Genomic DNA, 13,258 nt, shown 5'->3' on the forward strand with positions numbered 1-13,258 from the left:
AGAGATGGCTGCCAGAAGTATGTCGGGCAGAACGGCGGTGCTCAGTGTCGTGGTCGTGCTGGCGCTGCTTGTGGCAGGGCTGGGGGTGTGGTGGTTCCTGTCCCGCGACGAGGCCGAGGCGCTCAAGGCACCTGTCAAGCCCTGCTGGAACGGCACACCACGGCAGGACACGATGCAGAAGCTACTGGGCCCCGGGGACCGGTTCCATCGCGAGATGAGCGCCTTCCGCGTGGCCGACGACCACTGGCCGAGCTACTGCGCCTACGACGTCGAGGCCGACGGCAGCGGGGTGGCGGAGGTCCTCGACATCAATGTGAGCTGGGAGGACGAAGACCTCCCGGCCGACCCGGTCGAGGACGATCCCGTGAGCTACCGCCCCGGGGACGCCCCGACGCGGATGGATGCCGGAGTTCTCGCCTACTACCTGCGAGATGCTCAGAAGATTTACTTCGAGTGCGACACGGAGCTGCCGCCCGACGCCCCGGGCCACATCAAGCGCGACAGGTACCTGTCCGTCGAGGTCGTCGCCCGGCCGATGCGGGAGGCCGGGCTGTCCGCCCTGGAAGCTCGGCGGACCGGGCTCGACATCCTGTTCCAGATGGCCCGGGACGTCGAGAAGCAGGCCGGCTGCACCAACGACACCCACCTGCCCGCCGGGGTCCCCTCAGTGAAGGAGGCCAACTGGGCGGACTACCGGTCGTAGGCGTGGGGAACTGCTCCCCGCCGGACGGCAACGCCCGGCGGGGCGTCGGAACGTATGGCGGCCTAGCGGAAGTTGACGTCGCTGCACAGGAAGTAGGTCTGGTCCATGTGCGAGGCCTGCCAGATGGTGTAGATCACGGCCCGGCCGCTGCGTCCGGAGATGCTCAGCGGAACGTTGTAGTCCGAGCCGACGGCGTAGCGGCTGGTGCGGGTGACCAGCTGGAGGTCGTTCCAGGTCAGCGCCTGGGTGAGCGGGTTGAAGCCCTGCCGGGTGACGTAGACGAGGATGTAGTCGGCGCCGTGCCGGGCCTGGTCGTGCAGCTTGAGGGTGAAGCTGGAACCGACGTCCGTGGCCTTCCAGTTGCCGACCGCGTCCATGGCGTTGTAGCGGCCGCTCTCGGTCCGGCCGCCGCTGCACTGCTGGCCGTTGGGGATGACCGCCTGGAAGTTGCCCGCCGAGCCGTTGCGGTACAGGCCGTTCCAGTTCCACATGGCGTTGGTGTCGGCCTGCCAGGCCTGCCAGCACATCGGGTCCTGCTGCTGCATCGCCGGGTTCTGGAAGTCGCTTCCCCAGCGCAGCCAGCAGCCGTAGTTGCGGGTCGCGGGGTCGACCACCGAGCCGTGGGCGTAGGCGGTGCCGCTCGTGGGGACCAGCGAGAACAGCGCGGCGGTGATGAGGGAGAGGGCGAGGAGCGGGCCGCGGCGTAATCGGCCGGCGAGGTCGGAACGGGTCATGGGGGGCCTCCTCGGAGGGAGCGGGACGGTCACGGGGGGAGAGCGCACGGGAGCGCTCCCACCCCAAGGTTGCGTACATGTCAACGCGGTGACAACGTTGTATTGCGTCGCTTCCGGCCCGCCTGACCGGTTCGTGCGCGTCGGGCGGCCGGACGTCCTGGACGGGCGCGCACCGCGGGCCGGCCCAGGACGCCGTCCCGCGTGGACGTGCCTCACAGGTCGAGCTGGTACTCCAGGGCCTTGTGCGTGGGGACGTAGCCGAGCGCGTCGTTGATCCGCCGCATGTGCGTGTTGCTGTCCGCCGTGTCGGTGACCAGGCCGGCGAGCTCGGGGCGGTCGCGGCGCGCCAGGCGGATCGACTCGGCCTTCATCCACCGGCCGAGACCGTGGCCCCGGTGCTCCGGGAGCACGCCGGTGCCGTAGTGCTGCCCGTCGCCCGTGCCGTCGCCCGGCACCACGAGTTCGGAGAAGCCGGCGATCGACCCGTCCGACTCGTCGACGACGGCCACCGTGGTCAGCAGGTCGCCGCGGTCGGCGACGGCCTGCGCGGCGGCCAGCACCCGCTCCACGTCCCAGGTCGCGACGCCGTAGTCGGTGTCGTCCATCGGCATGTCGTCCATCGCCCGGCGCGAGCGGGCGAACGTCCCGGCCAGGTCGCCGGGAACGGTGCCGCGCCATGATGTGAGGCGGTAGCCGGGATGAGGCCGCTCCACGGCCGCCTCGATCTCCCGCAGCGCACCGCTGTCGAGCCCGTCGAGCTTTAGGCGGGCGTAGGTCAGCGTGAGCACCTTCCGGAAACCGTTCGCGGCAAGGAAATGGTCGCCGGGCGTCCCCGCGTCGGCCGACGCTATCACCGAGCGGCGGCCGCGCTCGCGAGCGGCGGTCACGGCCTCCTCGAGCAGCCGCGACCCGACGCCGCGGCGGCGCTCCGCAGGGTGCACGTTCACCCGCAGTTCGGCGAGATGGTCCTGTCCCTCCTTGGTGAACACGCGGAGGTACGCGGAGCCGAGCGGGTTCCCGTCGCGGTCCTCGGCCAGCCAGGTGAGACGGTGACCGGAGGGCGTGGGAGCGGGGTCGGCAAGGGCGGTGACGCGGAGGGGCAAGGTGGCTCCGGGGGAGTGGCGGGGAGTGGTGGGCGGGTCGACGGCACAGTGGACCGCGCCGTCCGCCGCCGCGCCGCCGAATTACCGGGGCGTGCGTCAGGGGGCGTGCGTCAGGGGGCGTGCGTCAGGGGGCGGCAGCCTCCAGGTCGTCCACGCTGCCCGACATGATGGTCCGGACATGGACGGTGATGTGCTCCACGGGCCAGTCCCACCAGGCCACGGCGAGCAGCCGGGCGACATCGTCCGCGTCGTACCGGGTGCGGAGCAGGCGGGCGGGGTTGCCGCCCACGATGCCGTAGTCGGGGACGTCGGAGGTGACCACCGCCCCGGCGCCGATGATCGCCCCGTGGCCGATGCGCACGCCCGGCATCACGGTCGTGCCGTGGCCGAACCAGACGTCGTTGCCGACGACGGTGTCCCCGCGGCCGGGCAGACCGGTGAGGAGGTCGAAGTGGTCCGCCCACGAGCCGCCCATGGTGGGGAAGGGGAAGGTCGAGGGCCCGTCCATGCGGTGGTTGGCGCCGTTCATGAGGAACCGCGTCCCCGTCCCCAGGGCGCAGAACCTGCCGATGACCAGCTTCTCCGGGCCGTAGTGGTAGAGCACGTTGCGCGTCTCGAAGGTGGTCGGGTCGTCCGGGTCGTCGTAGTAGGAGAACTCCCCGACCTCGATCAGCGGGGACGTCACGAGTGGCTTGAGCAGCACGACGCGGGGCTGCCCGGGCATCGGATGGAGGACGGTGGGGTCGGCCGGCACGGGCATAGGCGTTCCTCGGCGGTCGGCGGTCGGCGGTCGGCGGTCGTCGTTTGTCGGGGAGGGGCCCGTCCAGCATGCTCACGGATCGCCCGCCCGTCGCGTCGATTTCCGGCGGCCCGAGCCGCGCCGCGCGTCACGTTGCGGTCCGGGGCGTGGGCCGCGGGGGGGGCAGGTCCGTTCTCTTTCGCTTACTTCTGTTGGTCATAGACTCGGTGAATGACTGCTGAGGACTCCGCCTTCGCCGTGCTGGGTGTACTGGGAGACCCCGTGCGCCGACGGCTCTATCGACATGTCGCCTCAAGTCCGGACGAGGTCGGGCGGGACGCCGCCGCGGAGGCGGTGGGGGTGTCGCGGTCGCTGGCCGCGCATCACCTGGACAAGCTGGTCGAGGCCGGGCTGCTGGAGGTGTCGTTCCGGCGGCTGTCCGGGCGGGCCGGGCCGGGAGCGGGACGGCCGGCGAAGCTGTACCGGCGCGCCGAGGGTGAGCACGCGGTGTCGGTGCCTCCCCGTTCCTACGACGCGGCGGGGCGGATGCTCGCCGAGGTGGTGGAGAGGGCGGGTCTGGACCGGGAGTTGCAGACCGCGGCGAGGGCGGCGGGCGCGGCCGACCCGGAGGCCGCCTCCGGGGAACTCGTGGAGGTGCTGGAGAGTCGCGGCTACCAGCCGTTCTGGGACGGCGGGACGCTGCGGCTGCGCAACTGCCCCTTCCATGCGCTGGCGGACGAGTTCCCCGCCCTGGTCTGCGGGATGAACCTCGCGCTGCTGGAGGGCATGGCGGACCAGGAGTGGACGGCCGCGATGGATCCCTGTCCGGGTGGGTGCTGCGTGTCGCTTTCTAAAAACAACGAAGGTTGACGTTACAGGGTGGGGTGCGTCAGTCTGTGGTTCATGACGACCTTTCACCTCGCGCAGGTCAACGTCGGACGTATCGTCGGCCCGCTGGACGGCCCTGAACTGAGCGGCTTCGTGGCCGAGCTGCCGACCATCAACGCGCTCGCCGACCGCAGTCCGGGGTTCGTGTGGCGTCTCGTCGACGAAGGGGGCGAGGACTCCACCGGCCTTCGCCCCGAGGAGGGTGACGACATGCTGCTCATCAACTGCTCGGTGTGGGAGTCGGTGGAGGCGCTGCGGAACTTCACCTACCACTCGGACCACCTGCGGGTGCTGAGCCGCCGGCGCGAGTGGTTCCGGCGGATGGGCGAGGTGCACCAGGCGCTGTGGTGGGTGCCTGCGGGGCACCGTCCGAGCACCGCCGAGGCGATGGAGCGGGTCGCGATGGTGCGTGAAAACGGCTCCACGCCACTGGCGTTCACCTTCCGGGAGGCGTTCCCGCCGCCGGGCCCGGCTCCCGTGTCCGCTCCCGTGTCCGTTCCCGCGTCCGCTCCCGCCCCGGCGTCGGTGGGCGAGGCGGAGAGCGCGTAGGGCAGAGGTCCGAGGTCCGGCGTCACGCGGCGCAGTCCTCGGCGGCGAGCCGGCTCCGCGGCCTCGCGTCGGCCGCCTCCCAGCGGGCCACCAGCAGCCCCGCCGCGGCCGCGGCGATCTGGAGCAGCCCGGTGGCCACCAGCACGCGGCCCGATCCCGCCCACCCGATGACCGCACCGCCGGCCAGCAGCCCCAGGGAGGCGCCGCCGGAGTGCAGGACGGTCTCGGCGGTGAACGCCGCCCGTCGCTCACCCCCGGTCGTCCGCTCGCTGATCACGGCGTTCAGGGCGGCGATACCCCACGGTGTCGCCGCACCGCCGACGCCGGCGATCAGGGCGACGGCCACCAGGTTCGGGGCGGCCACGGGCAGGGCGAGGAACGCGGCTCCGAGGACGGCCCAGGAGAGGGCCATGGTGGCGGTGCGGGGCAGGCGGTCGATCACCAGCGGCACCAGCAGGGAGACGGCGACGGAGGCGGCTCCGTAGCCGCTGACGCCCGCCGCGATCAACGCCCCGGGCCGGCCCGTCTCCACGCCCAGGACGGCCAGCCCGAGGGTGAACCCGAACCAGCAGAGGCCGCCGACGCCCGCCATGAGGACACCGGCCGCCACCTGCGGGTGGCGACGCAGAACGGCCACCGCGGAGACGGGCGGGGACGCCGCGGTCCCGGCTTCCTCCGCGCTGCGAGGCACGCCCGGCGCGGTGGGAACGGACAGGACCGCGAGGGCCGCCACGGCGAACACGGCGGTCTCGCACCACAGCAAAGGCTGCGTCCCCCAGGCCGTCACCAGCCAGGCCCCGAGAGGCGGGGCGAAGATCATCGATACCCGATGGGCGAGGTCCTGCCAAGCCAGCCACCGGGCCGCTCCCGTCCTTCCGTCAGGTGCCGCGGGTCGGCCCGGGACCCTTCCCGCGCCCCGCCGGCCCTCGGCGTCCGCCAGGTCGGCGACCAGGGCACGCTGGGCCGGGCCCGACAGCGCCCCGGCCGTGCCGGTCACCATGCCGGACGCGCACAGCGCGACGGCGCCGACCTGCCCGGTCAGGGCGGCCACCGGCACGACGGCGAGTCCGGCGGCGTGGACGGCCGTCACCACGGACAGCGCCCGCCCGGAGGTGAGCCGGTCCCGCAGGCCCCGGCCCCACCAGCCCACCGTCAGCAGCGGCAGCCCGGCCATTCCGCCGACCAGCCCGGTGGTCCACACCTCCCCGGTCTCGGCCAGGGCGACCAGCGGCAGGGCCACGGCGGTCATGCGACTTCCGGTCCAGGTCAGGAAGGTGAGGACGGTCAGCAGTGGCAGTGGTGGAAGCAGTGGTTCTCGCATGCATCCGATCCTGGGCCGGACGCCGTGCGGCAGGTAGGCGCCGCTTCGTCCCTGCCGCTCATACGCTGAGGACATGACCTCACGCCTCACCGTCGAGGACCTGACCCTGGCCGAGGCCGTCGCCCGGCACGGCTCGGTCGGAGCGGCCGCCAAGGAGCTCCTGACCACCCAGCCCTCGGCGTCGCGCCGTCTGGCGGCCCTCGAACGGCGCCTCGGCGTCCGGCTGTTCGAGCGGGACACCACCGGGGCGCGACCCACCCCCGCCGGGCGCGAACTGGCGCGGCAGGCCGCTCGGCTGCTCGCGGAGATCGACGCCCTGCCGGATCAGGTCCTCGCCGCCACCAGCACACGCTCGCTGAGCGTCGGCACCATCCAGGCCCTCGCCCCGATGGTCTTCACCGCCCTGTCCGTCGAACTCGACGACGTCACCGTGCATCCGGAGGTCGATCACGGGCCGGTGCTGATCCAGCAGGTCCACGACGGTCTGCTGGACGCCGCCGTCGTGACGATCGTCGACCAGACCACCGTCCCCCGGGGCCTGCACCGCACCGTCCTGGGGATCTCGCCGCTGGTCCTCGTCCTGCCCGACGGCGCGCCGCCCCTCACGGCCGGGAGACGCCCGTTCGCCGGCCGACCCGTCCTCTACTCGACGTTCGACCGAACCGGGGAGGCCGTCCGGCAGCGGCTTTCCGCCCTCGGCGCCCTGCCGATGCCGGCCCCCACGATCGAGGCGGGCCTGCGCATCGCCCGGCACCGTCGACTCTGCGCGGTGGTACCGGAGTTGGCGGCCCACTGGTATCTGGCGCCGGGAGACCGGATCCGGCCCTCACCGGTGTCCGGGGAGGTCAGCCTGTCCCTGGTGGCCCGCCCGCCGGGGTCTCCGGTGGCGGCCGACGCCCTGGAGCGGATCACGGCCCACGTCCTGGGCGCCGCCCCGGCCGTGCCGGGCAACGATGCCTGTCAGGGTTGACCGGGCAACGATGCCGGTCAGGGTGGGCCGGGCAGCGGTGCCGGTCAGGACGGCCCGACCATCGGTGTCGGTCAGGACGGGCAGTCCGCGCGGGTGGTGGGGGTGTCCCAGCGGAGCATCAGGTAGCCGGAGCCGGACCCCCCGATCTCGGCCACCGCGTAACGGGTGTACGGCCAGGCGTCGCCCGCGGATCTCCGCCGGTCCACCAGGGCGCGGCACGCCTCGCCGGCCGCCGCGGACGCCCAGGCCTCCCTCTCCGCCCGGTTCCACCCGAGGTGGTCCGACCAGACGTACATCGCGGAGTTCGCGGGGTCGAAGCCCACCATGATGTCGCGGTGACCGAGCTCCCGGTCGGTCCCGAGGACGTCGCGCATGCCGTTGGTGCGGCGGATGACCGCCTTGGCCGCACTGTCCGCCACCTCGATCTCCGCCCTGTCGGAGCTGGGGACCATCGCCTCCGCGAGACCCGTCTCGTCCGGCCCCCAGGTGTCCCCGGAGCCCTCCTCGACGGTCGACAGGCACTCGGGGTCGGTGAGGAAGCTCTCCCGCCAGGTCACCTGGGCCGAGCCGCTGCTCCCCTGACGGACCATGACGTAGGAGCGGTACGGCAGGTCCTTGTGCATCCCGAGGACGGTGTCCCGCAACGTCAGGCACATCGAGCGGGCGATCTCCGCCTCCACGAGGAGTGCGGTGTGTTCGTCGGGGGCGTCCAGCGCGTAGGAGAAGTACACCTCGCGGCGCGACTCGTGGAAACGGACCGTGCCGGGCGTCAGACCGCTCCCCGGCGAGTCCCCCGACAGGACCTCCTCGTCGTCCATGACGGCGCGCGCCACGTCGTGTTCCTCCTGCCCCCGTGCGTCACGCGCCTGCCTCCAGCTCGCCACGTCCGCCGAGCCGTCGCCGGACGTCCCGGACGACGCCCCCGGCGACTCGAGCGCGTCGTCGCCGTCCGCGGTGTCGGCGGACGCCAAGGGCGCGGAGGACGGTCCGGACGCCGCGGACCCGCGCTGCGCGGAGTCGTCGGGCAGGAGGGCGGCGACCGCGCCCGCGAGGCCCCCCACCAGCGCGCCCGCCAGCAGGAGCGCCCCCACGAGCCGGAACCGTGAAGGGCCGGAGCCGGAACCGGAACCGGAGCCTGAGCCGCTCGGGCCGCTGTGGCCGAGCCAGGCGCGGGCGGTGCGCGCGGGCGGCTGCCACTGCGGGTCGGTGCCGGCCGGCACGTCCCACAGGGCCGTCACCATGTCCACCGTCGTCGCGGCCGCGTCGCCCGCCGCTACCTGGGTGATCTGGGCGGCCAGCAGCTCCGCGCACTCCTCGGCCGCGCGGGCGGCGGACGTCCGGTCGGCCGGGTCCTTGGCCAGCGCCCGCCCGACGACCTGACGCAGCGGAGCGGGAAGACCGTCCAGGTCGGGTTCCTCGGACAGCACCCGGAAGGCGACCACGTCGGGCGCGCCGGTGCCGAAGGGGAGCCGGCCGGTGGCCGCGTACGCGACCAGCGCACCCCAGGCGAACACGTCGCCGGCCGGTCCCGCGGCGCCTTCCCGGTACTGCTCGGGACTGATCCAGCCGGGGGTTCCGGTCATGATCCCGGTACGGGTGACGCTGGTGCCGTCGGCCGCGTGGGCGATGCCGAAGTCCAGGACCCGGGGGCCGTCGGGTGCGAGCAGGACGTTCTGCGGCTTCACGTCGCGGTGCACCACGCCGGCGCCGTGCACGGCGGCCAGGGCCTGGGCCGTGGCGGCGGCGAGACAGTGCAGGCTCCCGCCGGTCAGGGGCCCGTTGTCGCCGACGTACCGGTCGAGGGTCGGCCCGGGGACGTAGGCCGTCGCCAGCCACGGTGACGCGGCGGCGGTGTCCGCGGCGAGCAGCGGGACCAGGTGCGGGCCGGCGACACGCGAGGACAGCGCGACCTCGCGGTGGAAGCGGGCGCGGAACTCGGGGTCCTGCGCCCGCTCGGAGTGGATCACCTTCACGGCCACGCGCGTGCCGTCCGGGGCGATCCCGGCGTGGACGGTGCCCATGCCGCCCGATCCGAGGCGGCCCACCACGCGGTAGGGGCCGATGCGGGAGGGATCCTCTGGACGGGCCGGCTGGACCCTGCCGCCGGAGCCGTTGTCGTTCACTGGTGTTTCCTTCGCCTGTACGGGAGTCGGCCTCGACCGGGCCGGGAGCGCCGGGGTCTCGCCGGGATGGATCTCCGGGACGCGGCGGAAGGGGAGGGGCCACGGGAGACGTCGGCGGACGGCGGCTCCGAATCTAGCGGCAACTCGGGCCCCGTGAGGCGGTAACCGCGTGTCGTACGCGGCAAGTGCGGTGCCGGGTGCGGGCGTTGCTAGGTGGCGTCCCAATCCTGGGGCCGCAGGGCATCTCGGCCGCCGGGGCGCAGGTGTCCCCCGAGGAGACCCCTGCGGCGACCGCCTCCGCGAGCTCGGCAGCAGAGCTGTCAGCCTTGGCGCACCGCCTTGCCCTGGGGCAGCATCGCCAGAGGCTCGGTGTGCCCCCTGTCTTCATGGGGCGGCGCCTCCCTGTTGGCTCCCTTCACCGCGGGTGGATCCCGCAACTCCTCGGTAAGCAGATGGGTGAGGAGGAGACCGGTCGCACGGCGACTGAGTGCTGCGGCTGTCGCGACAAGGCGGTGACGTTCGGCCACTGGCAGCGAGAGAGCGATGCTGGAGGCCCGGTGGGGCAGACCCAGTGAGTACGCGACGCAGAGCTCCGAGTTCGAGTATTCCAAGAGGTCGAACTGCGCCGAATGTGGCCCATGATCGTCCAGTCGTTCGAGCAGCGTTTCCTTGTTGGTGATGGTGCGGTCCGTGAGCTGGATGGACGGGTACCGGCTGAGGTGGTCCATACGGCCCGCGAACGAGAGTTGGGCCAAGAGGCTCTTTCCGACGGCGCTGGCATGTGCGCTCACACCGAACGGCGTGCGCTCCAGCACCGCCGGGGCAATGGCGCTGGAGGACGACTGCTGGATGGCGATCTCGCCGTCGGTGTACGCGCTGATGTAGACGGCCGCGCGGAGGTCGTCGCGCAGTTCCGTGAGTTCGATGGTGAGGGGGTCCTGAGACAGGTCGGGCCTGCTGATCTGGAGCAAGCGCGGACCGGGCAGGTGGGTTCCCTTCACCGTCTCGACGAAGCGCTGCTCCCGCAGCCAGTCGAGCATCTGGACGGTGGTGTGCTTGGACGTTCCGGTTCGGTGGGCGAGAGTACGGGTGTCGATGCCGTCAGCCTGCTGGAGCACCCTGAGCAGATCGCAGGCCCGCTGGGTGGTTCGCCACCTCGCGGGGGCGACGGCAGGCGCCGAAGTGGTGCGCGCCATGCGGTTGATCACGGCGGGACGCAACGCATGGACTGACCACCGTTGTTCTCCGTCCGGCAGGAACAGCCCGTGCGTCGTGACGGGTACCTCCGGTGGATCGGGGACGGGAAGAGTCAGGCCGCCCGGCAATGCGGTGAGCCGCGGCCGTTCCGCAGGTACTGCCCTCTGCCACTTGGATGCGGGAGGGGAGACGGTCGGCACAGCGGGCGCGGGCACGAGGACCAAGTGGTTCACTCCGGCGGAGGCATCGCCTAGCTCGCTCTCTTCGCGCGGGACGCTGCCTCCCGGAAGCGCCGGCGAACCGGTGACGGCGGGGACCAGGCGTCGACGGATCTCCTCGAAGAAGATCCGGTCCTCGGGCTCATCGGTTGTACCGCCCGACGGCGCCGACCTGGAGGAGACATGGGGAAGCAGCATCTGCGCGTCCCCGTGCCCATGGCGGGCGGCCTCGGCGATCAGAAACCATGCGTCGTCGTTCTGGTCATCGCCCTCGCCCCCCTCGTCTGCGCCGGTGAGCAGCGAGGCCAGGGCGAGCCGGAACAACGCCCCGGGGTGGCCGTCGGCCGCTGCCGCGCCCAACAGGTCGATCGCCAGTTGCAGGTCGTTGCGGGCAAGTGCACTCGATCCCAGGCGGTACAAGGAGTTCGCCCGTTCCTGTGCCTCCTCGCCCAAGGCGTAAAGATGAGCAAGGGGACCGAAGTCACCGGTGGGTCTGTCCCAGCAGTCCGGCGCGCCGGAGGACCGGCCTCGGAGCCCAGCCGGTCGTGGGGCTTTCGGCGCTCCTCCGCCGCTGTCCCTGTTGAAGCGGCTCACCGTAGTCACCCGTCCTTCTTCATTCGTTGCGTTTGCCTGCGATGCCCATCGCGGATGTTCGGGCTCAGCTTGTCGCGCAGTTCGTTGACCGCAGCGGACCGGTCCTTGTGCAACCGGTCAGGGGCTATGCCGAGTTCTTCGGCGATCGAGGCGTCGTCCAGACCCTCGCTCTGCATCTGCACGACTCTTCGACGCCGAGTGGGGGACATTGCTTCGATCGCCGGTCTGACCAGTTCCTCCATCGGATCGACGTCCAGGCTTCGCTGGACCGAGAGCGAAGCCATCAGATCCGTGTCGTGCACCACGGGGCGGCGACTTTGGGCGCGCAGCACATCCAGTGCGACATTCCAGGTCGTCCGTTGCAGATACCCATGGAGGTTCACGGTGGCGCCCAGCTTGCCTGCGGTGATTTTCGCTCGTACACGTTCGAAGGCCTCGTGCACGATGTCCTGGCAGGTAGCTTCGGACAGCTTGTTCCCCGCCTTCCGTCGAAGGAGGGACGGCGCGGCCGCCATGAACTCGGGGTATGCGTCGAGCAGTTGCTTCTCCAGGTCGGCGGTGGCGGATGCCTTCACCCGCGCCTCGCCGCCTACCACGGGGCATCCCCCTTCGCCGGCCGGAGCGTCACGCCTCCCGCTCCGCCGCAGATACGAACGGAGACGGCGATCTCTCCCGCGTCATGCCGGACGATACGGACGTCGATGATGTGCGGGCTCCGATGCCGTTTCCCTTCGCGTACAGCCCGAAGAACCGTGGGCTTCTGCGTCGTCTCGGCATTGTGCTGCCGCCAGCCCCAGTACAACGGCACTACGGCGGCCGCCGCCTGCACGGCAGCCGCAACGACCGGGACGAGTCCGGCCATCTCCAAGGACGACGTCATTGAGTTGCTCTCCATAGGGTCCAGGGCGCATCAACAAGCGCCTTCGCCCCACCTGACGACGATCGGCCATCCGTTCTCCCCCGCTCGATCGAAGGTCACCGTTATTGATCACATGTGCGCCGAGTGTCCGCTGTTTTGAACAGATTGCGCTTTCTGTACTGACTAACGGCCTGTCGGCCAGGTGAGACGGGAGACGCCAGGCAGGCGCCCTGACCGGGCAGGGATGCGGTCAACTAGCCGAGGAGCTATGCGGTGAAGGTCGGAGACGGGCGATCCGGGCTCGGTGGCGGGCCCGGACGGCCCGGCGTTCCGTGGCCTCGGCAAGCACCGCGGCTCTGGAGTCTTCGGCGCCGAAAGCAGCCGGAGCGAAGCGGGCGTCGGCTTCGACGTGCCGTTCCCAGTCGTCCTGCCAGAACTCCACCGTCCAGCCCGGCCACATCTCCGGCACCTGGTACGCCCCCGGCGTGGAGAAGAGGGACCACCAGCCCACGTGGCGGCGCTCCGGGTCGAGGTGGATGCCGGAGTTGACGTGCAGGTGGCAGCTTTGGTGCCGGGGGGCGGCCGCCAGGCGGTGGAGCAGGGCGGGGCCCTGGCGGACCGGGTGGTCGAAGGCGTCGGAGGCGATGTGGCAGTGGCCGGTGCCGACCGTGATCACCACGCCGCCGGGGTCGGGCCCGGCCAGGTCCGCGTCGCCGGGGGCGAGGAACGGGGCCAGGTCGAGGTTCGCCTCACGGCAGCGGACGTGCTCCGGGTCCAGCCCGACGTGCGCACGCAGTTCCGCCGGGCCGTCGTACAGCCAACGGACCTCCCAGCCCTGCCATGCGGCGCGGATCAGCTCGAACGTGGCCGCGCGGTGGCGGAGTTCGGTGCTGGGCCCCTCCCAGGCGAAGAGCAGGAGCACCTTCCGTCCGAGGTCGAGCAGTATCCCGCCCTGGGCCGTGCTGTCGTCCAGCCACCAGCCGTCCTGGCGCAGTTCGGGAAGCATGGCGAGAACCGGCGCCGGCCCCTCCAGCAGGTCGAGGTCGATGCCGACCGCCCAGCCGGTGCGGTACAGCTCGTGTGTGCCGTTCTCGTGGACCACGATCACGTTGGCTCTGTCGCCCATCGGGTCAGCATGCCGGGCGGGAAGCCGACGGTCATCCGTTTTCGGCACGCTTCGGGGGCGTGGTGTCCAGGGGGGAGGGGCGGGGGCCGGGGTGGGGCGAAAAGCCGTCGTGGCCGCGGCCCGCCGCCGTTACC

12 protein-coding genes are annotated in these 13,258 nt (G+C 71.9%); 4 read left to right on the forward strand and 8 right to left on the reverse strand.

The window, feature by feature from the left end:
- Positions 1-4 precede the first annotated feature (4 nt).
- On the forward strand, positions 5-703 hold the full coding sequence (locus tag ABT026_RS20315) for a hypothetical protein (protein WP_351116102.1): 699 nt from the start codon (positions 5-7) through the stop codon (positions 701-703).
- 62 nt (positions 704-765) lie between these two features.
- Here ABT026_RS20315 and ABT026_RS20320 read toward each other — a convergent pair whose 3' ends face one another.
- The 3 genes from ABT026_RS20320 to ABT026_RS20330 all read right to left on the reverse strand — a co-directional run bounded on the left by ABT026_RS20320 (position 766) and on the right by ABT026_RS20330 (position 3,300).
- Complete coding sequence (locus ABT026_RS20320; RefSeq protein WP_351116103.1) at positions 766-1,437, reverse strand: lytic polysaccharide monooxygenase auxiliary activity family 9 protein; 672 nt, start codon at positions 1,435-1,437, stop codon at positions 766-768.
- Positions 1,438-1,649: 212 nt separating this feature from the next.
- Complete coding sequence (locus ABT026_RS20325) at positions 1,650-2,540, reverse strand: GNAT family N-acetyltransferase (protein WP_351116105.1); 891 nt, start codon at positions 2,538-2,540, stop codon at positions 1,650-1,652.
- Between the two features lie 124 nt (positions 2,541-2,664).
- A complete protein-coding gene (locus tag ABT026_RS20330) occupies positions 2,665-3,300 on the reverse strand; it encodes a CatB-related O-acetyltransferase (RefSeq protein ID WP_351116106.1) in 636 nt (211 codons plus the stop codon).
- Positions 3,301-3,510: 210 nt separating this feature from the next.
- Here ABT026_RS20330 and ABT026_RS20335 point away from each other — a divergent pair, with 210 nt between their 5' ends.
- A complete protein-coding gene (locus ABT026_RS20335) occupies positions 3,511-4,149 on the forward strand; it encodes a helix-turn-helix transcriptional regulator (protein WP_351116107.1) in 639 nt (212 codons plus the stop codon).
- Between the two features lie 33 nt (positions 4,150-4,182).
- Positions 4,183-4,716 (forward strand): DUF3291 domain-containing protein, encoded by a 534-nt coding sequence (locus ABT026_RS20340; RefSeq protein WP_351116109.1) that lies wholly within the window; start codon positions 4,183-4,185, stop codon positions 4,714-4,716.
- A 22-nt stretch (positions 4,717-4,738) separates the two neighbouring features.
- On the opposite strand, the gene ABT026_RS20345 is transcribed toward ABT026_RS20340, so the two are convergent.
- On the reverse strand, positions 4,739-6,037 hold the full coding sequence (locus tag ABT026_RS20345) for an MFS transporter (protein ID WP_351116111.1): 1,299 nt from the start codon (positions 6,035-6,037) through the stop codon (positions 4,739-4,741).
- Between the two features lie 73 nt (positions 6,038-6,110).
- On the opposite strand from ABT026_RS20345, the gene ABT026_RS20350 reads away from it, so the two are divergent.
- Positions 6,111-7,007, forward strand: coding sequence for a LysR family transcriptional regulator (locus ABT026_RS20350; RefSeq protein WP_351116112.1), 897 nt, complete (start codon positions 6,111-6,113; stop codon positions 7,005-7,007).
- 71 nt (positions 7,008-7,078) lie between these two features.
- Here ABT026_RS20350 and ABT026_RS20355 read toward each other — a convergent pair whose 3' ends face one another.
- From ABT026_RS20355 to ABT026_RS20370, 4 genes are all read right to left on the reverse strand, one after another.
- Positions 7,079-9,130 carry a serine/threonine-protein kinase gene (locus tag ABT026_RS20355; protein WP_351116114.1) on the reverse strand — a complete coding sequence of 684 codons (2,052 nt, stop codon included), beginning with the start codon at positions 9,128-9,130 and terminating at the stop codon, positions 7,079-7,081.
- A 320-nt stretch (positions 9,131-9,450) separates the two neighbouring features.
- Positions 9,451-10,998, reverse strand: coding sequence for an IclR family transcriptional regulator domain-containing protein (locus ABT026_RS20360; protein ID WP_351116115.1), 1,548 nt, complete (start codon positions 10,996-10,998; stop codon positions 9,451-9,453).
- A 146-nt stretch (positions 10,999-11,144) separates the two neighbouring features.
- Positions 11,145-11,735, reverse strand: coding sequence for an RNA polymerase sigma factor (locus tag ABT026_RS20365; RefSeq protein WP_351116116.1), 591 nt, complete (start codon positions 11,733-11,735; stop codon positions 11,145-11,147).
- 513 nt (positions 11,736-12,248) lie between these two features.
- Positions 12,249-13,124 carry a hypothetical protein gene (locus tag ABT026_RS20370; protein WP_351116118.1) on the reverse strand — a complete coding sequence of 292 codons (876 nt, stop codon included), beginning with the start codon at positions 13,122-13,124 and terminating at the stop codon, positions 12,249-12,251.
- Positions 13,125-13,258 lie beyond the last annotated feature (134 nt).

Origin of the sequence: Streptomyces sp. NPDC002734 (assembly GCF_040295685.1) — a bacterium.
GTDB lineage: Bacteria > Actinomycetota > Actinomycetes > Streptomycetales > Streptomycetaceae > Streptomyces.